Raw genomic sequence first — 22,026 nt, 5'->3', positions numbered from 1 at the left:
CCGGCTCAGCGCCGCGGTTCCCAGCGGAACCACCGTCGCACAGCAAACACCGACACCACGATCCAGGCCAAAGCGGTCACCGCGGCGCCCACCAGGTCCTTGGCGTCCCCGCCGCCGATCCAGCCGCTGCGCACCAGCGTCATCGCTCCGGTCAGCGGCAGCAGTTCGCACACCGACGCGACCTTCTCGGGCAGCAGCTCCAGGGGCACGAACAGGCCGGAGCCCAGGAAGGACACCGTCAGCAGCGGCAGCGTGGTGAGCTGCGCGCTCTCCACGGTCCTGGTGCCCGCCGCCACGACCGCCGCCAGCGCGACCATCAGCACCAGCCCCAGCACGACGCCCGCCACGACCAGGTCCGGCCGCTCGGGCGCGGGCACGTCGAAGGCGGCCATCGACACCGCGGCGATCAGCACGCACTGCGCCACCGCGAGCACGACCGCCGGCAGCGCGGTGCCGACCAGGATCTCCCGGTCGGAGACCTCGCCGGTGCGCAGCCGCTTGAGGACCAGCTCCTCGCGCCGGGCCACGTACGCGGACACCAGGTTGGCGTGCACCACGAACAGGAGCACGAACCCGATGCCGGCGGTGACCGAGGCTTCGCCCACGCTCATCGCGGCCTTGTCGTAGTCCAGCTCCTTGGCCCAGCCCTGCATCGCCCCGACCATCATCACGGGCATCAGCAGTGCCACGAAGAGCATGGCCCGGTTCCGTACCAGCAGCGTCAACTCGGCCCGGCCGAGCGCCGTCAGCCGGCCCGTGGCGGTGCTGCGGCCCGCGGCCCCCGCCCCCCGTCCGGTACGCGTCGCACCCGTCGTCGTCGCCATCTCACACACCCGCCGTTTCCGTCTGCGCGATCTCAAGGAACGCCTCTTCGAGCGAGGCGGCGCGGGCGTCGAGCCCTTCCAGCCGTACGTCCGACTCCCGCGCCCACGCGAGCAGCACCTCCAGGGACTCCTGGAGTTCGTGGGTGCGGATCTCCACCCGGCGTCCGTCGGCCCCGGCCGCGAGCGAGAGCGGCAACCGCGCCGGCTGCACGTGCGCGGGCAGGGCGAAGCGGATCCGGGCCGGCCGCGCCGCGGTCACCTCGGCGGGAGTGCCGGCGGTGACGATCACCCCCCGGTGCATGATCGCCAGCCGGTCGGCGAGCGCTTCGGCCTCCTCCAGGTAATGCGTGGTGAGCAGCACGGTGGTGCCGGTGTCGCGCAGCGCCCGCACCAGGTCCCAGGTGTCGCGCCGGCCCTCCGGGTCGAGACCGGTGGTCGGCTCGTCGAGGAAGAGCACCTCGGGCCGGCCGATCAGCGCCAGCGCCAGGTCGAGCCGGCGCCGCTCACCGCCGGAGAGCTGCTTGACCCGCACCCGGGCCCGCGCGCCCAGCCCGACGAGGTCGAGCGCCTCGGCCACCGCACGGGCCCCGCTGGTGCACCCGGCCCACATGCGAGCGGTCTCGTCGACCGTCAGATCGGAGGGGAAGCCGCCCTCCTGGAGCATCACGCCGATCCGGGGGCGGACCGCGGAGCGATCCCGGTACGGGTCGTGGCCGAGGACGCGCACGGATCCGGCGGACGGGGCGGCGAGCCCTTCGACGAGTTCGACGGTGGACGTCTTGCCCGCGCCGTTGGTGCCGAGCAGCGCGAAGATCTCGCCGCGGGCCACGGAGAAGGAGATGCCGCGCACGGCCTCGAAGCCGCCGGCGTAGCTGCGCCGCAGGTCCTCCACCGCGATCACGTTCTGGTCTGTGGTCATGCCACAAGGCTTCCGCGGGCCCGGGCCGGCGGGCAGTGCGCGCTGTCACCGGGCCCGATGACATTTGTCATCGGCGGCCCGAAGGGGACCCGCACGGGAGTCGACACGAGCCAATGCAGGACACACGAAGAAGGCCCTGGTCTTCGACCAGGGCCTTCTTTACCGAGCGGACGACGAGATTCGAACTCGCGACCCTCACCTTGGCAAGGTGATGCTCTACCAACTGAGCCACGTCCGCATTGCAACCGATGGGCTTTCACCTGCGGTGCGAACACCACTGTACCTGATCCACTGAGATGATCGGTAAGCGATGAGAGCGGGTGACAGGAATCGCACACTGCGCCTTCCCCCTGGAAGGGGGATGTTCTACTACTGAACTACACCCGCACGCTGCTGAGGTGGGCCTTTCGGCCTTGCCCCTCGGCGTGCTCCAGACTTTAGCCGACGATCAGGGGGGTAGTGCAACTCCGGTCCCGCCGAGGGTCGTCCGAGCCGTGTCGAACGCGCCCGCCGCACCGTCGCACCGTCGGTGGCCCGATGGCGCGCGACCCCCGCGGACCCACCCGCCCGCGGGGCGCGCCGTGCTCAACTCGCCTTGCGGAACGCCTCGTACACGGCCTTCGGAATCCGGCCGCGCGCGGGCACGTCCATCTTGTTGGACTGGGCCCAGGCACGCACGGCGGCGGGCGCGGGCTCCAGCGAGGTGTGCTTGTACGCGGTGCGGGCGAGCCGGGGGCGCTTCCCGGCGGCGGACTGCTTGCGGCCCGCGGCCAGGTAGGGCGCCAGCGCGCTGCGCAGTTTCTTTGCGTTGGCCGTATTGAGGTCGATCTCGTACGACTTCCCGTCCAGACCGAACTTAACCGTTTCCGCCGCTGCTCCGCCGTCGATGTCGTCGAAGAGCGCGACCACTACTCGCTGAGCCACGGATATCGGTCCTTTCCCGCGGTATCACCCGGCCCATAGGGCACGGAAGGCCAGCCGCCGGTTCCGTCCCCGGCGCCGGTGGTGGCGATGCCGACTTTTCGGCAATGAGGGTTACGCATTCCTTTGTACAGCGGCGGGCGGCCCATTGTGAAGCCCATGCAATTATCCGCGCGTCCCGTGATGCGGTCGGTCGTGGTGCGGGCAAAGACGTCCGGGATATTCTCCCGGATTTTCGACGTCTGACGCCTTCTGTGTTCCCTGTTGCGCAGCCGAGATATCTACGCGGGTAGATTTTTTGGCCGGGTACGCTGAGGGAACCGCCTTCGCACCACATCACCCCGGGAGTGCCCGTGGCACGCGTCGTAGTCGACGTCATGCTCAAGCCCGAGATCCTCGACCCGCAGGGACAGGCGGTGCAGCGCGCACTGCCCCGCCTCGGATTCGACGGCATCGCGGACGTACGTCAGGGAAAGCGTTTCGAGTTGGAGGTCGAGGGGCCGGTCGACGACGCCGCCCTCGCCCGTATCCACGAGATGGCCGAGACCTTCCTCGCCAACACCGTCATCGAAGACTTCGTTGTAAAGGTAGACGAGTCGTGACAACTCGTATCGGAGTCGTCACTTTCCCCGGCACGCTCGACGACCGGGACAGCCTCCGGGCGGTGCGCCTCGCCGGCGCCGAGCCCGTGTCGCTGTGGCACCGTGACAAAGATCTCCACCAAGTGGACGCCGTCGTCCTCGCCGGTGGCTTCTCGTACGGCGACTATCTGCGCGCCGGCGCCATTTCCCGGTTCTCCCCGGTGATGGAGACGATCATCGAGCAGGCCCGGGCGGGCATGCCGGTGCTCGGGATCTGCAATGGCTTCCAGATCCTCACCGAGTCGCATCTGCTGCCGGGCGCCATGCTCCGCAACAACCACCTGCACTTCGTCTGCCGCGACCAGAAGCTGCGGGTGGAGAACGCCGGCACGGCCTGGACCGCCGACTACGCCGACGGCCAGGAGATCTCCGTACCCCTGAAGAACATCGACGGACGGTACGTCGCCGACGAGCGGGTGCTGGACGAGTTGGAGGCGGAGGGCCGGGTGGCCTTCCGCTACCTCGACACCAATCCGAACGGCTCGCTGCGGGACATCGCGGGAATCACCAACGCCGCGGGCAACGTGGTCGGTCTGATGCCGCACCCCGAGCACGCCGTCGAGCCCCTGATCGGCACCGGCCGCACCGACGGCCTCCCGTTCTTCACGTCGGTCATCAAGAAGCTGGTGGTCACCCAGTGAGCAAGAACCTCGACACGGTCAAGCACGCCGAGGGGACGCCCGAAGCCGAGCAGCCCTGGGCCGAGCTCGGCCTCAAGGAGGACGAGTACGCCCGGATCCGCGAGATCCTGGGCCGCCGGCCGACCGGCGCCGAGCTGGCGATGTACTCGGTCATGTGGTCCGAGCACTGCTCGTACAAGTCCAGCAAGGTGCACCTGAAGCAGTTCGGCGAGAAGGCGCCCGAGAACGACGCCATGCTCGTCGGCATCGGCGAGAACGCGGGCGTCGTCGACGTCGGCCAGGGGTACGCGGTGACCTTCAAGGTCGAGTCGCACAACCACCCCTCGTACATCGAGCCCTACCAGGGCGCGGCCACCGGCGTCGGCGGCATCGTCCGCGACATCCTCGCGATGGGCGCCCGCCCGGTCGCCGTCGTCGACCCGCTGCGCTTCGGTGCCGCGGACCACCCCGACACCCGCCGGGTGCTGCCCGGCGTCGTCGCCGGCATCGGCGGCTACGGCAACTGCCTGGGCCTGCCGAACATCGGCGGCGAGGTCGTCTTCGACCCCTGCTACCAGGGCAACCCCCTGGTGAACGCCGGCTGCATCGGCGTGATGAAGCACGAGGACATCCACCTCGCCAAGGCTTCCGGGCCGGGCAACAAGGTCATCCTCTACGGCGCCCGCACCGGCGGCGACGGCATCGGCGGCGTCTCCGTGCTCGCCTCGGAGACCTTCGAGGACACCGGCCCGGCCAAGCGCCCCGCCGTCCAGGTCGGCGACCCCTTCCAGGAGAAGCTGCTCATCGAGTGCACCCTGGAGATCTTCGCGGAGAAGCTGGTCGCGGGCATCCAGGACCTCGGCGGCGCCGGGTTGTCCTGCGCCACCAGCGAGCTGGCGAGCGCCGGCTCCGGCGGCATGCGCGTCGAGCTGGACTCCGTGCCGCTGCGCGACGCGACGCTCTCGCCCGAGGAGATCCTCATGAGCGAGTCGCAGGAGCGCATGTGCGCGATCGTCGAGCCCGACAAGGTCGACCGCTTCCTGGAGATCTGCGAGAAGTGGGACGTCATCGCCACCGTGATCGGTGAGGTGACCGAGGGCGAGCGGCTGGAGATCTTCTGGCACGGCGAGCAGATCGTGGACGTCCCGCCGCGCACCGTCGCGCACGAGGGCCCGGTCTACGAGCGCCCGTACGCCCGTCCCGAGTGGCAGGACGCGCTCCAGGCCGACGACGCCGGTGCGCTGCCCCGCCCCAAGACCGGGGACGAGCTGCGCGAGCAGGTCCTGAAGCTGGTGGCCTCGCCGAACCAGGCGTCGAAGGCGTGGATCACCGACCAGTACGACCGCTTCGTGCAGGGCAACACGGTCCTCGCCCAGCCCGAGGACGCGGGCGTGGTCCGGATCGACGAGGAGACCAACCTCGGCGTCGCCCTGGCCACCGACGGCAACGGCCGGTACGCCAAGCTCGACCCGTACGCGGGCGCGCAGCTCGCGCTGGCGGAGGCGTACCGCAACGTCGCCGCCACCGGAGCCAAGCCGCTCGCGGTCTCCGACTGCCTGAACTTCGGCTCGCCCGAGGACCCGGGCGTGATGTGGCAGTTCGCGGAGGCCACCCGCGGTCTCGCCGACGCCTGTCTGCACCTGGGCACCCCGGTCACCGGCGGCAACGTCTCCCTCTACAACCAGACGGGGGAGACCGCGATCCACCCGACGCCGGTCGTCGCCGTCCTCGGTGTGATCGACGACGTGACCCGGCGCACCCCGATGGCGTTCGCCGAGGAGGGGCAGCTCCTGTACCTCCTCGGGGAGACGAAGGAGGAGTTCGGCGGCTCGGCCTGGTCGCAGGTCGTCCACGACCACCTCGGCGGGCTGCCGCCGGCCGTGGACCTGGACCGGGAGCGGCTGCTCGCCGAGATCCTGATCTCCGCCTCCCGCGACGGCATGGTCGACGCGGCGCACGACCTGTCCGACGGCGGTCTGGTGCAGGCGGTCGTGGAGTCGTGCCTGCGCGGCGGCAAGGGCGCGCGGCTGGTCGTCCCCGACGGCCTGGACGCCTTCACGTTCCTGTTCAGCGAGTCCGCGGGGCGCGCGGTCGTGTCGGTGCCGCGGAGCGAGGAGCTGCGCTTCACCGACATGTGCGGCGCCCGCGGGCTGCCCGTGACGCGGATCGGCGTGGTCGACGGCGACGCGGTCGACGTCCAGGGCGAGTTCACGCTTCCGCTGGCCGAGCTGCGCACGGCGCACGAGGAGACCATCCCCGGTCTGCTGGTGTGATCCGTTCCCGGCTCTGAGCGGTCCTTCGGGCCCCCGTCCGCACTCGGTGCGGACGGGGGCCCGTCGCGTTGTCCGACCAGCCGCTTGCAAGGAATTACGTAACTACGTAGATTGGTGTGCGATGGATCTGGAACAGCGGGTGGTCGAGCTGGAACGACGGCTGGACGCCCTGGAGGCCGAGCGGTCGGCCGCCGACGCGTCAGCGCCTGACGGCCCGCCGCCCGCCGACGAGCTCGACGAGCCCCTGTGGGCCCTCCAAGGGCTCAAGCGGCAACTGTCCGGGCTCGACGGAGGGGAGGACGGGGCGGTGGTCTTCACCGGGTCCGTGCGCCTGCCGACGGGGGAGCGCTACGAGTGGCAGTGGGGGGAGCGGACGCCGACGCTGCTCGCCGCGCACTGGGCCGATGCGGCCGACGCCTTCGCCGCGCTCGGGCACCCGGTCCGGCTGCGGCTGCTGCGCGAGGTGCTCGGCGGACGCCGGACCGCGGCGGAGCTGGCCGAGCTGGAAGGGCTCGGCACCACCGGCCAGATCTATCACCACCTGCGCCAGCTCACCGCCGTCGGCTGGCTGCACACCGCCGTCCGCGGGCAGTACGAGGTGCCGCCGGTGCGGGTCGTCCCGCTGCTGGTGGCCCTGACGACGGCGCGACCGTAAGGCAGGAACCGACTCCAGGGGGAGCGACACCATGAGGTTGTCCGTACGCACGCGCCAGGTGATGGCGCTGATCAGCCGGGTCTGCTGGCCCTCCGCCCTCTTCGTGGTGGCCCTCGGCTTCGTCTTCGACCTCCCCGTCCTGCCCGTGGTGGCTCCCGGCCTGCTGCTCGTCGCCATGGACGCGGTCCGTGCGTACGCGATGCGCGCCGAGCGCCGCGCCGTGCCGGACCCCGACCCGATCGAGGTCGAGGCGCCGTTCACCGGCCGCTGGCTGGCGCACAACAGCCCGGCCGACAAGGTCCCGAGCCACGGCACCCACGGGTTCGGTCAGACGTACGCCATCGACGTCATCGCCGAGCCGGAGGGCGGCCCCGAGCGGCCCCCGTTCTCGCCGTGGTGGCCCCTGGCCCGCAAGCCGAGCGAGTACCCCAGCTTCGGCGTCCCGCTGTACGCGGTCGCCGACGCCACCGTCGTGCACGCCTCCGACGGCCAGCGCGACCACCTGAGCCGCACCTCGTGGCCGATGCTCGTCTACTTGATGACGCTGGAGGGCGTCCTGCGGATGCTCGGCGGCTACCCCACCGTCTTCGGCAACCGCGTGATCCTGGACCTCGGCGACGGTACGCACGCGGCGTACGCCCACCTCAAGCGGGGCTCCCTGCGGGTGCGGGCCGGCGACCGCGTCACGGCCGGCCAGCAGCTCGCCGAGTGCGGCAACTCCGGCAACTCCTCCGAGCCGCACCTGCACTTCCAGCTCATGGCCGGGCCCGACGTGGACACCGCGCGGGGCCTGCCCTTCCGCTGGCGGGGCGTGGGCCTGCCCGCGACCGGCGAACACTTCACGCCCCCGGTCCGTACCGCCGAGCCCGCGCCGACCGCCGCCACCCCGGACAGCGTCTAACCTCAGCCCATGCCACCGGCCAAGAAGCGCACCCGCAGCTACGACCCAGCGAAGACCCGAGCCGCGGTGCTCGCCCAGTTCGACCACGTGCGCACGGCCGTCGACGCCCTCACCCCCGAACAACTCGCCCTGCCCACCAGGCTCGGCGCCTGGACCGTGCGCGAGTTGGCCGGGCACCTCGCGATGGCGGCGACCTGCGTGGTGCGCGGCGCCGAGGCGCCCGCGCCGACCGGGCCCGAACTCGCCCTGGAGCGCTGGCCGTCCGCCAACCGCGCCCATGCGCAGGCGGTCGACGACGACACCCGCGAACTGGTCGCCCGGGGGCCCCTCGGCGAGCTGTACGCCCGTACCGCCGACGACCTCGCCCGCACCCTCGCGGCCACGCCCGACGACCGCCCGGTCACCACCCGCCTCGGCGCCCTGCGCTTCGCCGACCTCCTCGTCACCCGCACCGTCGAGCTGATCGTGCACACCGACGACCTGAACGACGCGCTGGCCGCGGGGCGCGACGCCGGGCCCGTGCCGTACGACCGCGGGGCCCTCGCCGCCTGCACCCGGCTGCTGCTCGACGCGCTCGCGACGGCGGCGCCCGGGGGCTCCGTGGAGGTGCGCGTCCCGCCGTTCGCGGTCGTCCAGTGCGTCGAGGGCCCCCGGCACACCCGCGGCACCCCGCCGAACGTCGTCGAGACCGACCCGCTGACCTGGATCCGGCTCGCCACCGGACGCACCGCCTGGGCCGACGCCGTCGACGACGCCCAGGTCAGCGCCAGCGGCGAGCGCGCCGACCTCTCCGCGCTGCTGCCGCTCCTCGGCTGAGCCGTACGGGCGGCGGGAGCCAGGTCGTACGGCCCGGGCGGTGCGCCCGGCGGCGGCTCCAGGAAAATGACGGGAACCGGTCAAGCCGCTCCGCCGTCCCAAGGACATGCGAAGGCTGCTGCTCATCCCCGCGACCGTCCTCACGCTCCTGACCCTCGCCGCCTGCGGCAAGGACGGCACCGGTGGCACCGGCGACCCAGGGGCACCGGGAGAGCCCGACGAGGTGACCATCCAGGGCGTGCGCTGGAACGTCGACAGCGTCACCGTCGACGGCACGACCATCCCCGCCCCCGACGGCGCGAACGTCTTCCTGAAGAAGGACGACCGGCTGGAGGGGAACTACGGCTGCAACAACTTCGGCGCCGACGTGGAGCTGAAGGGCGACGTCCTCGTCATGAAGGGCTTCGAGTCCACCGCGATGGGCTGCGCCGCCGACGTCTCGCGGTTCGAGGCGGCGATGCAGTCGACCCTCGCCGACCGGGTCTCGATCGAGATGTCCGCCGACCGCAAGACGGCCACGCTCACCCAGGGCGACAGCGGGGGGAAGAAGGGCGGCACCCTCATGCTCAGCCGCGACACCGGCGCGTCCAAGATCCTCCCCTTCACCGGCACCACCTGGACGGTGAACTCCCTGGTCACCGGGGAGACCGCGGCCTCCATGCCGGCCGGCGCCGAAGGCGCCGCCGAACTCGTCTTCACCAAGGACGGCACGGTCCGCGGCAAGCTCGGCTGCAACACCTTCACCGCCCCGGTGAAGAGGTCCGGAGCGACGGTCAACATCGGGCCGCTGGCCAGCACCAAGATGCTGTGCGAGGGCGACCGCAACAAGGTCGAACAGCATCTGCTGAAGGTCCTCACCGGCCAGGTCTCGTACGAGGTCAGGTCGCACGGACTGACCCTGCGCGGCCCCGCCGGCACCGGCCTGACCGCCACCGCGCCCTGATCCCCGCCGCAGGTGGTCGGGGGGTGTCTCCGGCCACTCCGGCGCAGTAAGAGCCATCCCCAATTCGGACCAGTGGTCGATCTCGCCTACACTCGGTGCCGTGCCACGTGGTGACGGTCGACTCAATCACGATCTGCTCCCCGGTGAGAAAGGCCCCCAGGACGCGTGTGGCGTCTTCGGGGTCTGGGCTCCCGGAGAAGAGGTCGCCAAGCTCACTTACTTCGGGCTCTACGCCCTCCAACATCGGGGCCAGGAATCCGCGGGCATCGCGGTGAGCAACGGCTCCCAGATCCTCGTCTTCAAGGACATGGGCCTCGTCTCCCAGGTCTTCGACGAGACCTCGCTCGGCTCCCTCAAGGGACACATCGCCGTCGGTCACGCGCGTTACTCGACGACCGGCGCCTCCGTCTGGGAGAACGCGCAGCCCACCTTCCGGGCCACGGCCAACGGCTCCATCGCCCTCGGCCACAACGGCAACCTGGTCAACACCGCCGAACTGGCGAAGCTCGTCGCCGAGCTGCCCCGCCAGGACGGACGGGCCACCCAGGTCGCCGCCACCAACGACACCGACCTGGTGACCGCGCTGCTCGCGGGCCAGGTCGACGACGACGGCAAGCCGCTGTCGATCGAAGCCGCCGCCGCCCGGATCCTCCCGGACGTCCAGGGCGCCTTCTCCCTCGTCTTCATGGACGAGGGCACCCTGTACGCGGCCCGCGACCCGCAGGGCATCCGCCCGCTGGTCCTCGGCCGGCTGGACCGGGGCTGGGTCATCGCCAGCGAGACCGCCGCACTCGACATCTGCGGCGCCTCCTACGTGCGCGAGATCGAGCCCGGCGAGCTGATCGCCATCGACGAGAACGGCCTCCGCACCTCCCGATTCGCAGCTGCGAAGCCCAAGGGCTGTGTCTTCGAGTATGTGTACCTGGCCCGTCCGGACACCGACATCGCCGGCCGGAACGTCTATCTCTCCCGGGTGGAGATGGGCCGGAAATTGGCCAAGGAAGCACCCGCCGACGCCGACCTGGTGATAGCGACTCCGGAGTCCGGCACCCCCGCCGCCGTCGGTTACGCCGAGGCCAGCGGCATCCCGTACGGCTCCGGTCTCGTCAAGAACGCCTACGTCGGCCGCACCTTCATCCAGCCCTCGCAGACCATCCGCCAGCTGGGCATCCGGCTGAAGCTGAACCCGCTCAAGGAAGTCATCCGGGGCAAGCGCCTGGTCGTCGTGGACGACTCGATCGTCCGCGGCAACACCCAGCGCGCCCTGGTCAAGATGCTCCGCGAGGCCGGCGCCGCCGAGGTCCACGTCCGGATCTCGTCCCCGCCGGTGAAGTGGCCCTGCTTCTTCGGCATCGACTTCGCCACCCGCGCGGAGCTGATCGCCAACGGGATGACGATCGAGGAGATCGGCACCTCCCTGGGCGCGGACTCGCTCGCCTACATCTCCATCGACGGCATGATCGAGGCGACCACGATCGCCAAGCCGAACCTCTGCCGGGCCTGCTTCGACGGTGAGTACCCGATGGCGCTGCCCGACCCCGAGCTGCTCGGCAAGCAGCTCCTCGAAACCGAGCTCGCGGGCGGCGCCGACGCCGCCGACGCGCTCCGCCGTCCGTGACGACCGCGCAGAGCGGGCCGACGTGCGGAACGAGCCGACGAGCCGACGCGCGGAACGCCCCGAGCAGACCGCGCCGACCGCGCCGATCAGAAAGTCCTTCCCGTCATGACCACTGAGTCCACCGGTGCCAGCTACGCGTCCGCGGGCGTCGACATCGAGGCCGGCGACCGCGCCGTCGAGCTGATGAAGGAGTGGGTCAAGAAGTCCCGCCGCCCCGAGGTCCTCGGCGGCATCGGCGGCTTCGCCGGGCTCTTCGACGCCTCCGCCCTCAAGCGGTACGAGCGCCCGCTGCTGGCGTCCGCCACGGACGGCGTCGGTACCAAGGTCGACCTCGCCCGCAAGCTGGGCGTGTACGACACCATCGGGCACGACCTCGTCGGCATGGTCGTGGACGACATCGTCGTGTGCGGCGCCGAGCCGCTGTTCATGACCGACTACATCTGCGTCGGCAAGGTCCACCCCGAGCGGGTCGCCGCCATCGTCAAGGGCATCGCCGAGGGCTGCGTCCTCGCCGGCTGCGCACTGGTCGGCGGCGAGACCGCCGAGCACCCCGGACTGCTGGGCGCGGACGACTTCGACGTCGCCGGCGCCGGCACGGGCGTGGTGGAGGCCGACCGCGTGCTGGGCGCCGATCGCATCCGTAAGGGTGACGCGGTGATCGCCATGGCCTCCTCCGGGCTTCACTCCAACGGGTACTCACTGGTCCGGCACGTGCTGCTGGACCGCGCCGGCATGGCGCTCGAACAGCACGTGGACGAACTGGGCCGCACCCTCGGCGAAGAGCTGCTGGAACCGACCCGGATCTACTCGCTGGACTGCCTGGCGCTGATCAGGACCGTCGAGACGCACGCCTTCAGCCACGTCACCGGCGGCGGTCTGGCGAACAACCTCGCCCGGGTCGTACCGGACGGGCTGCACGCCGTCGTCGACCGCTCCACCTGGACGCCGTCCGCGGTCTTCGACCTCGTCGGCCGGGCCGGTCGGGTCGAGCGCCTGGAGCTGGAGAAGACGCTGAACATGGGCATCGGCATGATCGCCGTCGTGCCGCAGGACTCGGTGGAAGCGGCGCTCACCCTGCTCGCGGACCGGGGCGTGGACTCCTGGGTGGCGGGCGAGATCGTCGAACGCGGCGACCGGACCACGGGCGCCGAACTCGTCGGCGACCACGCGGCCTGACGGCAGCGGCGGACGACGGGACGGCGGCGGAACCGGCGATGAGCACGGTGATCCGGGCGGTCGGGGCGGCGGTCGAAGACTGCCGCCCGCCGGGCCCGGACCTGGGCCCGCCCCGGGGACGGAACGCAGGCCGATGCCCGGGACCGAACGGACCGAACACGGGTCCGGACAGCACAGAAACCCGGTCCGGGGGCTCACCCCGGGACCGGGTCGGTGGTCGTCAGTGCGACGTCAAAGGGTCAGGACGACGTCAAGCGCCGCGGCGCTGCTGCGACGCGGGGCCGGACTCTTCGTCCTCGTCCCCGTCGTCGTTGTACAGCTCCGCGTACCGTGCGTACGGGTCGTCGTCGTCCTCATCGTCCTCGAACGGCTCCGCGTTCGGCGGCTGGCTCGAAGTCGATGCGCCCAGCTCATTGGCCAGTCGCGACAGGTCAGTGCCCGCGCCGCTGTTGTACTTCAGCTGGCGGGCGACCTTTGCTTGCTTGGCCTTGGCCCGGCCGCGCCCCATGGCTCGACCCCCTCGGTGACGGGGCTCGACGGCCCCAGAGTCTTGACACGCGTTCATGATGCGGAACGGACTCCCGTCTGAGAGATCCGGCCCGTAGGGCTTCAACGGTACCTGCTTCCGCGGCCATACGGTACGCCGCCCGCATGACGTGCCACGTCACAGGACCTGCGAGGCGCCCCGTCCTCGCTGGTCACCTGCGATATTAACCTCTTCTTGGCCTGCGCCCCGCCTTCCGGGTGAGTCTCGTCTCGCCGGAAGGCGGGGGATGCGCCCCGTCCCGTCTCAGCTGTCGGACACGCGTCGGGCGTCCGACATGCGCTGCTCCGCGATCCGGTCGGCCGCGACGGCCGGCGGAACGCCCTCTTCATTTGCACGTGCGAATATTGCCAGCGTGGTGTCGAAGATCCTGGCCGCCTTCGCCTTGCACCGGTCGAAGTCGAATCCGTGCAGTTCGTCGGCGACCTGGATGACGCCGCCGGAGTTCACCACGTAGTCCGGGGCGTACAGGATCCCCCGGTCCGCCAGGTCCTTCTCGACGCCGGGGTGGGCGAGCTGGTTGTTGGCCGCGCCGCACACCACGGCGGCGGTGAGCACGGGCACGGTGGCGTCGTCCAGCGCCCCGCCGAGCGCACACGGCGCGTACACGTCCAGCCCCTCGGTCCGGATCAGCGCTGCGGTGTCCGCGACGGCGGTGACCCGGGCGGTGCCGGCGTGCCGGTCCAGGACCCGGCGCACGGAGTCGTCCCGCACGTCCGTGATCACGACCTCCGCGCCGTCCTCCACGAGGTGGTTCACCAGGTGATGACCCACCTTCCCGACGCCCGCGATCCCGACCCGGCGCCCGCGCAGCTCGGGGGTGCCCCACAGGTGCTGGGCGCTGGCGCGCATGCCTTGGAAGACGCCGTACGCGGTGAGCACGGAGGAGTCGCCGGCGCCGCCGTTCTCGGGGGAGCGGCCGGTGGCCCAGCGGGTGGCGCGGGCGACCACGTCCATGTCGGCCACGTAGGTGCCGACGTCACAGGCGGTGACGTAGCGCCCGCCGAGCGAGTCCACGAACCGTCCGTAGGCGAGCAGCAGTTCCTCGGACTTCAGCGTCTGCGGGTCACCGATGATGACCGCCTTGCCGCCGCCGTGGTCGAGGCCGGCCATGGCGTTCTTGTACGACATGCCCCGGGAGAGGTTCAGCGCGTCGGCGACGGCTTCCTCCTCCGAGGCGTAGGGGTAGAAGCGGGTGCCGCCGAGGGCCGGGCCGAGGGCGGTCGAGTGGATGGCGATCACGGCTTTGAGGCCGGACGCGCGGTCCTGGCAGAGCACTACCTGCTCGTGGCCGCCCTGGTCCGATCGGAAGAGGGTGTGCAGCACGTGAGCGGAGGAGCCGGTCAAGTCGGTCACTGTGGTGACTCCCGAGTACGAAGCGGCGGTGGACTTCCCGGGGGTGGGGGGAAGTCCCCCAGTGTGGGACGAGCGTAAGTCCTCGGCGGGCGAAGATCAGGCCCAGTGCCCAGGATCACCCGGCTGAGGGGTGCGCGGGGCCCGCCGCGTGGAAGGATTCCCGGTATGCCTGCGGTGTCCTCGATGATCGTGCCCTACGCGACCTACCTGCGGGTCTACGAGCCCCTCGCGGCCTTCCCGGAGCCGGAGCGGGCCCACTGGGCGCGTTACGCGGCCCGTGGCGGGACCCTGACCGCCCAGGACGAACTGCGCCGCTCCCTGGCGGACTTGCTGCCCACCCCGCCGGTCCCCGTGCCCGTGCACGAGAGTGGGGACGCCTTCGTCGTCGAGGTGGACGGCGTGGTGTGCGTCTGCCCCTGGCGCACCCGGCTGCGGGGCTGGCTGGCCTTGGAGGAGTTGGTGACGCAGTTGCCGGCGCCGCTGCTGGACGCGGTGCTGCCGCCGGTGGTCCGCGGGCAGGCCGCGGCGGACTGGGAGCGCTGGCGGGAACGGAACCCGGACGCCCGGCCGTGGATCAGGTCCGCGATCTGGCAGGTGCCGGTGCGCTGGTTCACGCTCTTCTCCGACGAGGAGCGGGAGTACGAGCCGGCCGGCGGCCCGTCGGGCGAGCCTGTGCTGCGCTACCGCACGCCGATGGTGCAGGCCCGACGCCGGATCGCCCGGACGCTGAAGGCGCTGCGGGACTCCGAGGACTCGGGCCCGCTGACGTCGGGCCTGGTGGACGTGGGCAAGTGGCTGGAGGAGTTCCATCCGCGCTCGCTGGTCGAACTGGACTACGGCGGGCTGGTGCACGCGGTGAGCGGGGCGCAGCTCGCCGAGGACCACTCCGCGGCGGATGTGGCGGCCGGCATCGCGGCCCTGAGCTCCGGCGACGACGAGGGCGCGAGCGAGGCGTACGCCCGGCTCGTGGACCGCTGGCGAGCCGTGAAAGGGCTGCAGTTCGCAAACTGAGCGTTTTTGTGGATGATTGAAGCCTTTCCCGAGACAGGCCCTTAGTCCCGATCCGGGCTTTTGCGCCAAGCGTGACGGAGTGCACTATCTGGGCCCTTGCGCCCAACGCCTACCCTCGTGTCAAAATAGGACAAGGAGTCCGGGGAGGGTTCCTTCCGCCCAAGTATGGGCGGAACGCTCGGCATTGTGCTCTATGGGGGGTCTGGTGGCTCCTGGTCGCTCTGTGACTGATCGTCACTGTGGCGTGACTGTCCGCTATGGCATGGTCCATCGGGCTTCCGCCGCTGATGAACACCTCGGAGGGCAATTCCAACGGTTTGGCCGACGTGGCTGGACAGATGGTGTAGTTGTAGTGCCGAGGACAAGCCGTTCGTCCTATAACCGACTCGACCCGCATCCGCCATTTCGGGCAACGCGGGTCAAGGTGCAGAATTTAGAGGAATGAACCGAGAAGGTTCGGTTCTCCCGAGGAGGCCGCTCATGACCGCTCGCACCCCTGATGCTGAGCCGCTGTTGACCCCGGCTGAGGTCGCCACGATGTTCCGCGTGGACCCGAAGACGGTGACCCGCTGGGCCAAGGCAGGCAAGCTCACGTCCATCCGCACGCTCGGTGGACATCGCCGGTACCGCGAAGCAGAGGTACGCGCCCTGCTGGCGGGCATTCCGCAGCAGCGCAGCGAGGCGTAAGCCTCGTACCGGTGGGTTGGACCTCGGTCCGCTCCCGCCGGATCCGGGCGATTCCGGGACCCCCATCCCGGTGCAGCCCACCCCATGGCTCCACTTGACGCAGGATCCGCCCCAACGGGTCGTGAGTCGTTGATCGCGCTGGACTCCGCCGGGTCCAGCGCGATTCCTTTTGTGCGGGCCGGGGAGGCGTGCCGGAGGGAGTGCGAGGGGGAGTGCAATTGCACATATTAAATTGGTCGCTCGTAAGCGGGGGCTAAAAACCCGGGTTATCAAAACCTATACGGTGACACCCGTCACATGCTGCAACCCTTGCCAACGTCCAGCGTGTCACTTCGCGAACGGGATGGAATCGGCCCGAAGTCACTCAGTGCCGGGACCTTCGTCCTGCGTGCTGCGTGGCACGGTGGCGGGTTGCTCGGGGGCCGCCGTTTGCTCCAGGGGGTCGGCGGACTCGCAGGCGAGGCGCTGGAGGTGCCGACAGGCGGGACAGCGGCCCGTCAGATGCCGGTAGCCGCGGGCGCGGGCTGCGGCGGCGAGGTGCGCGCGCAGCAGTGCCTTGACCTTGCGTGCTGGTGCCGTGGTACTCGCCGCCATCCCGACCACCTCACGTAGATGGGTACCGTCCCCCCACGCCCCCGTCAACGCCCCCCGCACTTTTCCACGACCTCGCCCCTCTGGGCGGGTTGGCCTCCGCGGCCGGCTGGTGAGCTGTTCGCGCAGTTCCTCCCCCTGCGCCCTGCGGCCACGGTGGCACCCTCAGCGCCCCTGAACCCACTCGCCATGGCCCTGCGGGCACGTTGCCTTGTGCCGCCCCGCTGGTGGGTTTCTCGCACCACCGGGCCGCAGGGACCGAACTGACCCGACTGCTACGGCGGTGGTGTCCAGCGGTGCGGCAGGCCCGCCAGCGGGCCGCGGAGGCCAACGCGCCCGCAGGGCTACGGCGGTGGTGTCCAGGGGTGGGACGGGCCCGCCAGTGGGCAGGGCCATGGCGAGCGGGTTCAGGGGCGCCGAGGGTGCCACCGTGGCCGCAGGGGGGACCAACTGCGCGAACAGCTCACCAGTCGGCCGCGGAGGCCGACGCGCCCGCAGGGGGCACGGCGCTGGCCCGGGGGTCGAAGACGGACCGCAAGGCGCCCCGCCAGGGGCAGTGGCACCCGCAGGGGATGCGACCACCGGCATCGGCCCACGACGAAGGGCCCGCCGCCTCAAAGAGGTGCGGGCCCTTCATTAACTACGCGCGGTCCTGACGGGATTTGAACCCGCGGCCTCCACCTTGACAGGGTGGCGAGCACTCCAAACTGCTCCACAGGACCAGGTTTCGCAGCTCCGATTCGTGCGCTGGGCTGCGAGAAGAGACTCTACAGCAGCACCCGCCCAGCGGTCGAACTCGCTCAGCGTGACCGCATGGTCACGGCGCCGCCGCGTCGATCGCCTTCACGATCCGCTTGTCGGAGACGGGGTACGCCGTCCCCAGCGCGTGCGCGAAGTAGCTGACCCGCAGCTCCTCGATCATCCAGCGGATGTCCCGCACCGCCTGCGGCACCGGCCGCCCCTGCGGCAGTTGCTCCAGCAGCCACGCGTACTCGTCCTGCATCTCGTGGACCTTCTGCATTCGCGTGGTGTCCCGCTGCACCCCCGACGGCATCTGCTGGAGGCGGCGGTCGACGGCGACGAGGTAGCGCATCAGGTCGGGCAGCCGGCGCAGGCCGGTCAGGGTGACGAAGCCGGGCGGCACGAGAGCGTCGACCTGCCGGCGGACGTCCTGGACGTTCGAGAGCAGCGCCGGGCTGGTGGTGGCCTTGAGCCGGCGTTCGCACGCCTGCCAGGCCGCCAGGACCTGCTGCACCTGCGCCACCGTGCGGACCGTGGTGTCGACGAGGTCGGCGCGCACGGAGTCGTACAGCTTGCGGTAGGACTCCTCGTCCCACGCCGGCCCGCCGTGGTCCGCGATCAGCCGGTCCGCCGCCGCCGTCGCGCAGTCGTCGAAGAGGGCCTGGATGGAGCCGTGCGGATTGCTGGAGAGGGCCAGCTTCTGCTGGTTGGTGAGCTTGTCGGAGGCGAACTTCGCCGGGTTCACCGGGATGTTGCGCAGGATCAGCCGCCGCGTGCCCTGCCACATCGCGGTGCGCTGCTCCGCCTCCGTGTCGAAGAGGCGCACGGAGACGGTGTCCTTGCCGGTGCCGCCGGCCCCGTCGTCGACGAGCGCCGGGTACGCCTTCACGGGCTGGCCCGCCCGCCGGGTCTCGAAGACCTTGCTCAGGGAGCCGATGGACCAGTCCGTGAGGCCCGTGCGCTCGATGGACTCGCCCGAGGGACCCGCGGTCGCCGCCGCGGCCTTGGAGAGCGCCTGACGGGCCTTGGGGCGCAGTTGGACCCGTAGCGTCTCCAGGTCCTTCGCCTCGGCGAGCTTGCGGCGCCGCTCGTCGACGATCCGGAAGGTGATCTTCAGGTGGTCCGGGACCTTCGACAGGTCGAAGTCGTCCGGGTGCACCGGCACCCCGACCATCCGGTGCAACTCGCGCGCCAGAGTCACCGTCAGCGGCTCCTGGAGCGGCACGGCCCCGTCCAGGAACGCCTTCGCGAAGTTCGGCGCCGGCACGTAGTGCCGGCGCACCGGCTTCGGCAGGGCGCGGATCAGCTCGGTGACGACCTCCTCGCGCAGTCCCGGGATCTGCCAGTCGAAGCCCTCGTCGGTGACCTGGTTCAGCACCTGGAGCGGTACGTGCACGGTGACGCCGTCGGCGTCCGCGCCCGGCTCGAACTGGTACGTCACCCGGAACTTCAGCCGGCCCTGCCGCCAGGAGTCCGGATAGTCGTCCTTGGTGACCGCGCCCGCCTTCTCGTTGATGAGCATCTCGCGCTCGAAGTCGAGCAGTTCGGGCTCGTCCCGGCGCTTGTGCTTCCACCAGGAGTCGAAGTGCGCGCCGGAGACGACGTGCGCGGGCACCCGCTCGTCGTAGAAGTCGAAGAGGGTCTCGTCGTCCACCAGGATGTCGCGGCGGCGGGCCCGGTGCTCCAGCTCCTCGACCTCGGTGAGCAGCTTGCGGTTGTCCGCGAAGAACTTGTGGTGGGTGCGCCAGTCGCCCTCGACGAGGGCGTTGCGGATGAAGAGGTCCCGGGAGGTCTCGGGGTCGATCCGGCCGTAGTTCACCTTGCGCTGGGCGACGATCGGCACGCCGTACAGCGTGACCTTCTCGTACGCCATCACCGCCGCCTGGTCCTTCTCCCAGTGCGGCTCGCTGTAGGTGCGCTTGAGCAGGTGCTGGGCGAGGGGTTCGATCCACTCGGGTTCGATCTTGGCGTTCACCCGCGCCCACAGCCGGCTGGTCTCCACCAGCTCCGCGGACATCACCAGCCGCGGCGGCTTCTTGAAGAGCGCGGAGCCGGGGAAGACGGCGAACTTGGCGCCGCGCGCGCCCAGGTACTCGTTCTTCGCATCTGCGTCCTTCAGGCCGACGTGCGACAGCAGCCCGGCCAGCAGCGAGACGTGCACGCTGGCCTCCGGGCCGTCCTCCTCGTTGACGTGGATGCCCATGGAGCGGGCGACCTGGCGGAGCTGTGCGTAGATGTCCTGCCACTCGCGGATGCGCAGGAAGTTCAGGTACTCCTGCTTGCACATCCGGCGGAAGCTGGAGGAGCCGCGTTCCTTCTGCTGTTCGCGGACGTACCGCCACAGGTTCAGGAAGGCGAGGAAGTCGGACGTCTCGTCCTTGAAGCGGGCGTGCTGCTGGTCCGCCTGGGTCTGCTTGTCCGCGGGGCGCTCGCGCGGGTCCTGGATGGAGAGCGCGGCGGCGATCACCATCACCTCGCGCACGCAGCCGTTCTTGTCCGCCTCGACGACCATCCGGGCCAGCCGCGGGTCCACCGGGAGCTGGGAGAGCTGCCGCCCGAGCTGGGTGAGCTTCTTGCGGGGGTCCTTCTGCGCCGGATCGAAGGCGCCCAGCTCCTGGAGGAGCTGTACGCCGTCGCGGATGTTGCGGTGGTCCGGCGGGTCGATGAAGGGGAACTTCTCGATGTCGCCGAGCCCGGCCGCCGTCATCTGGAGGATGACCGACGCCAGGTTCGTCCGCAGGATCTCGGCGTCGGTGAACTCGGGGCGGGCGTCGAAGTCGTCCTCGGAGTACAGCCGGATGCAGATGCCGTCGGAGGTGCGGCCGCAGCGGCCCTTGCGCTGGTTGGCGCTGGCCTGGCTGATCCGTTCGATGGGCAGCCGCTGGACCTTGGTGCGGTGGCTGTAGCGGGAGATCCGGGCGGTGCCTGGGTCGATCACGTACTTGATGCCGGGGACGGTCAGCGAGGTCTCGGCGACGTTCGTCGCCAGAACGATCCTGCGGCCGGTGTGCGGCTGGAAGACCCGGTGCTGCTCGGCGTGCGACAGCCGCGCGTACAGCGGCAGCACCTCGGTGAAGCGGTACTGCTTCTTGTTGAGCGCGTCCGCGGTGTCGCGGATCTCGCGCTCGCCGGAGAGGAAGACGAGGATGTCCCCCTTGCCCTGGCCCTGGAGCTCCTCGACCGCGTCGCAGATCGCGGTGATCTGGTCCCGGTCGCTGTCGGACGAGTCCTCCTCCAGCAGCGGTCTGTAGCGCACCTCGACCGGATACGTACGGCCGCTGACCTCGACGATCGGGGCGTCGCCGAAGTGCCGGGAGAAGCGCTCCGGGTCGATCGTCGCGGAGGTGATGACCACCTTCAGGTCCGGCCGCTTGGGCAGCAGTTGCGCCAGGTAGCCGAGGAGGAAGTCGATGTTCAGCGACCGCTCGTGCGCCTCGTCGATGATGATCGTGTCGTAGGCGCGCAGCTCGCGGTCGGTCTGGACCTCGGCGAGCAGGATGCCGTCCGTCATCAGCTTGACGAACGTCGCGTCCTGGTCGACCTGGTCCGTGAAGCGGACCTTCCAGCCGACGGCCTCGCCGAGCGGGGTGCGCAGCTCGTCGGCGACGCGTTCGGCGACCGTGCGGGCCGCGATCCGCCGCGGCTGGGTGTGCCCGATCATGCCGCGCACGCCGCGCCCGAGCTCCAGACAGATCTTGGGGATCTGCGTCGTCTTGCCGGAGCCGGTCTCGCCGGCGACGATCACGACCTGGTGGTCCCGTATCGCCGCCAGGATCTCGTCCTTCTTCTGGCTGACCGGGAGCTGTTCCGGGTACGTGACGGCGGGCACCCGGGCGGCCCGGGCGCCGGTGCGGGCCGCGGCCTTCTCCGCCTCCACGGCGATCTCGTCCAGCACGGCCTGCCGCGCCTCGGGCTTGCGGATGCGGCGGGCGCCTTCGAGACGTCGGCCCAGCCGGTGGGCGTCGCGCAGCGAGGCCCCGGCCAGCAGCGTCTGGAGATCGGCGAAGGAAGAAGTAGACATACGGTCTTAAGCATCGCACCCCCGGGAAACCGAGGGCGAGCGCATTTCGCCCGCGGGCGGGTAGTGCAGTATGGAGCGGATCATCAACGCGGATCATCAGTGTGTTCCGATGTCCGTGTTCCCGTGCCCGTGCCCGTGCCCGTGCCCGTGCCCGTGCACTGATGCTCGTGCTTCGATGCCCGTGTTCCGATGCCCGTCCTTCCGTACGAAGGGACCGCGCGCCCATGCCGCCGCCGTTCAGCCGAGACCGCAGCCGGTCCCGTCTGTCGGCGGCGTCCGCGTTCGCGCTGCTGGGGCTGGTCGTGGCGGCGCTGCTGGCCTTCTGCCCGCCGCCGGCACCGCCCGCGCCCGCCTCCGGTGACCACGGCGTGGTCGCCGGGGCGGTGCTGACCGCGCTCGACCAGGCGCCGGGGTGCGGCAAGGGCTCCCCGGACGGCGACCGGGGCGCGCAGCCCGCGGCGCCGCCGCGCGGGTCCGTCGCGCACGAGCCGCCGCCGGCGCCGTACGTCACCCACTGCGCGACCTGGGACCAGGGCATGAGTCAGGTGGTGCCCGGGGTGCTGCCGGACGGCCGCCCGCCGCCGCCCGCGCCCCCCTCTCCGGAGGAACTGTCGATCGTGCGCGTGTAGGCCGGGAAGTCATGCCGGTGAGTGACCGTTCTGTGAGGTTCGTAGGGATTTCACCCTGCGTGCTCCGCGCGGTCCCGGCCTTCCCGTCCGTCCCTTTCCGCACCCGTTGACTTCCCTCTCGTCGCCACGGCTCGTCGTC

At 70.8% G+C, this 22,026-nt stretch carries 19 protein-coding genes and 3 tRNA genes; 12 read left to right on the top strand and 10 right to left on the bottom strand.

Translation table 11 applies throughout. The annotated features are described in order from the left end of the window. Positions 1 to 5 precede the first annotated feature (5 nt). The 5 genes from ACH4E8_RS22630 to ACH4E8_RS22610 form a co-directional block, all read right to left on the bottom strand. Complete coding sequence (locus ACH4E8_RS22630; RefSeq protein WP_398450903.1) at positions 6 to 824, bottom strand: ABC transporter permease; 819 nt, start codon at positions 822 to 824, stop codon at positions 6 to 8. Between the two features lies 1 nt (position 825). Next, positions 826 to 1,743 carry an ABC transporter ATP-binding protein gene (locus ACH4E8_RS22625; RefSeq protein WP_398450901.1) on the bottom strand — a complete coding sequence of 306 codons (918 nt, stop codon included), beginning with the start codon at positions 1,741 to 1,743 and terminating at the stop codon, positions 826 to 828. A gap of 165 nt (positions 1,744 to 1,908) precedes the next feature. Continuing rightward, positions 1,909 to 1,981, bottom strand: a tRNA-Gly gene (locus tag ACH4E8_RS22620). A gap of 77 nt (positions 1,982 to 2,058) precedes the next feature. Continuing rightward, positions 2,059 to 2,130, bottom strand: a tRNA-Gly gene (locus tag ACH4E8_RS22615). Between the two features lie 198 nt (positions 2,131 to 2,328). Then, on the bottom strand, positions 2,329 to 2,667 hold the full coding sequence (locus tag ACH4E8_RS22610; RefSeq protein WP_398450899.1) for an Lsr2 family protein: 339 nt from the start codon (positions 2,665 to 2,667) through the stop codon (positions 2,329 to 2,331). A gap of 350 nt (positions 2,668 to 3,017) precedes the next feature. Between ACH4E8_RS22610 and purS the strand changes: the two genes are divergently transcribed. The 9 genes from purS to purM all read left to right on the top strand — a co-directional run bounded on the left by purS (position 3,018) and on the right by purM (position 12,307). Continuing rightward, positions 3,018 to 3,266 carry a phosphoribosylformylglycinamidine synthase subunit PurS gene (purS, locus tag ACH4E8_RS22605; protein WP_006348228.1) on the top strand — a complete coding sequence of 83 codons (249 nt, stop codon included), beginning with the start codon at positions 3,018 to 3,020 and terminating at the stop codon, positions 3,264 to 3,266. Beyond that, positions 3,263 to 3,946 (top strand): phosphoribosylformylglycinamidine synthase subunit PurQ, encoded by a 684-nt coding sequence (gene purQ / locus ACH4E8_RS22600; RefSeq protein WP_398450897.1) that lies wholly within the window; start codon positions 3,263 to 3,265, stop codon positions 3,944 to 3,946. Before purS ends, purQ begins: the two co-directional genes overlap by 4 nt. Further along, positions 3,943 to 6,198 (top strand): phosphoribosylformylglycinamidine synthase subunit PurL, encoded by a 2,256-nt coding sequence (gene purL / locus ACH4E8_RS22595; RefSeq protein ID WP_398450895.1) that lies wholly within the window; start codon positions 3,943 to 3,945, stop codon positions 6,196 to 6,198. The genes purQ and purL overlap by 4 nt, the downstream gene beginning before the upstream one ends. Before the next feature lie 121 nt (positions 6,199 to 6,319). After that, positions 6,320 to 6,853, top strand: coding sequence for an ArsR/SmtB family transcription factor (locus tag ACH4E8_RS22590; protein ID WP_398450893.1), 534 nt, complete (start codon positions 6,320 to 6,322; stop codon positions 6,851 to 6,853). A 31-nt stretch (positions 6,854 to 6,884) separates the two neighbouring features. Then, the gene (locus ACH4E8_RS22585; RefSeq protein WP_398450891.1) at positions 6,885 to 7,754 is read left to right on the top strand and encodes a M23 family metallopeptidase; all 870 of its coding nucleotides are present in this window, start codon (positions 6,885 to 6,887) and stop codon (positions 7,752 to 7,754) included. Positions 7,755 to 7,763: 9 nt separating this feature from the next. Then, complete coding sequence (locus ACH4E8_RS22580) at positions 7,764 to 8,570, top strand: sterol carrier family protein (RefSeq protein ID WP_398450889.1); 807 nt, start codon at positions 7,764 to 7,766, stop codon at positions 8,568 to 8,570. 106 nt (positions 8,571 to 8,676) lie between these two features. Then, entirely contained in the window at positions 8,677 to 9,513 is an 837-nt protein-coding gene (locus ACH4E8_RS22575; protein WP_398450888.1) for an META domain-containing protein, read from the top strand. Positions 9,514 to 9,613: 100 nt separating this feature from the next. Then, entirely contained in the window at positions 9,614 to 11,131 is a 1,518-nt protein-coding gene (purF, locus tag ACH4E8_RS22570) for an amidophosphoribosyltransferase (RefSeq protein WP_398450886.1), read from the top strand. Positions 11,132 to 11,236: 105 nt separating this feature from the next. Beyond that, positions 11,237 to 12,307: a phosphoribosylformylglycinamidine cyclo-ligase gene (gene purM, locus ACH4E8_RS22565; protein WP_398450884.1), complete on the top strand. Its 1,071-nt coding sequence runs from the start codon at positions 11,237 to 11,239 to the stop codon at positions 12,305 to 12,307. A 250-nt stretch (positions 12,308 to 12,557) separates the two neighbouring features. Here purM and ACH4E8_RS22560 read toward each other — a convergent pair whose 3' ends face one another. Together ACH4E8_RS22560 and ACH4E8_RS22555 are read right to left on the bottom strand one after the other, a co-directional pair. Beyond that, positions 12,558 to 12,815 carry a DUF3073 domain-containing protein gene (locus ACH4E8_RS22560; RefSeq protein ID WP_398450882.1) on the bottom strand — a complete coding sequence of 86 codons (258 nt, stop codon included), beginning with the start codon at positions 12,813 to 12,815 and terminating at the stop codon, positions 12,558 to 12,560. 282 nt (positions 12,816 to 13,097) lie between these two features. After that, positions 13,098 to 14,207, bottom strand: coding sequence for a Leu/Phe/Val dehydrogenase (locus ACH4E8_RS22555; protein ID WP_398450880.1), 1,110 nt, complete (start codon positions 14,205 to 14,207; stop codon positions 13,098 to 13,100). A 165-nt stretch (positions 14,208 to 14,372) separates the two neighbouring features. Between ACH4E8_RS22555 and ACH4E8_RS22550 the strand changes: the two genes are divergently transcribed. Next, positions 14,373 to 15,218 (top strand): hypothetical protein, encoded by an 846-nt coding sequence (locus tag ACH4E8_RS22550; RefSeq protein ID WP_398450878.1) that lies wholly within the window; start codon positions 14,373 to 14,375, stop codon positions 15,216 to 15,218. Between the two features lie 480 nt (positions 15,219 to 15,698). Beyond that, a complete protein-coding gene (bldC, locus tag ACH4E8_RS22545) occupies positions 15,699 to 15,905 on the top strand; it encodes a developmental transcriptional regulator BldC (protein WP_003949541.1) in 207 nt (68 codons plus the stop codon). Between the two features lie 360 nt (positions 15,906 to 16,265). On the opposite strand, the gene ACH4E8_RS22540 is transcribed toward bldC, so the two are convergent. The 3 genes from ACH4E8_RS22540 to hrpA form a co-directional block, all read right to left on the bottom strand. Continuing rightward, positions 16,266 to 16,499 carry a DUF6274 family protein gene (locus tag ACH4E8_RS22540; RefSeq protein WP_398450876.1) on the bottom strand — a complete coding sequence of 78 codons (234 nt, stop codon included), beginning with the start codon at positions 16,497 to 16,499 and terminating at the stop codon, positions 16,266 to 16,268. 644 nt (positions 16,500 to 17,143) lie between these two features. Next, positions 17,144 to 17,218, bottom strand: a tRNA-Asp gene (locus tag ACH4E8_RS22535). 95 nt (positions 17,219 to 17,313) lie between these two features. Continuing rightward, entirely contained in the window at positions 17,314 to 21,258 is a 3,945-nt protein-coding gene (hrpA, locus tag ACH4E8_RS22530) for an ATP-dependent RNA helicase HrpA (RefSeq protein WP_398450874.1), read from the bottom strand. Positions 21,259 to 21,482: 224 nt separating this feature from the next. Between hrpA and ACH4E8_RS22525 the strand changes: the two genes are divergently transcribed. Continuing rightward, complete coding sequence (locus tag ACH4E8_RS22525; protein WP_398450872.1) at positions 21,483 to 21,887, top strand: hypothetical protein; 405 nt, start codon at positions 21,483 to 21,485, stop codon at positions 21,885 to 21,887. The last annotated feature ends 139 nt before the right edge of the window (positions 21,888 to 22,026 follow it).

Source organism: Streptomyces sp. NPDC017979 (assembly GCF_044328175.1).
Lineage (GTDB): Bacteria > Actinomycetota > Actinomycetes > Streptomycetales > Streptomycetaceae > Streptomyces.
Note: the sequence above shows the minus strand (reverse complement) of the source record. Positions and strands in the feature narration are given on the sequence as shown.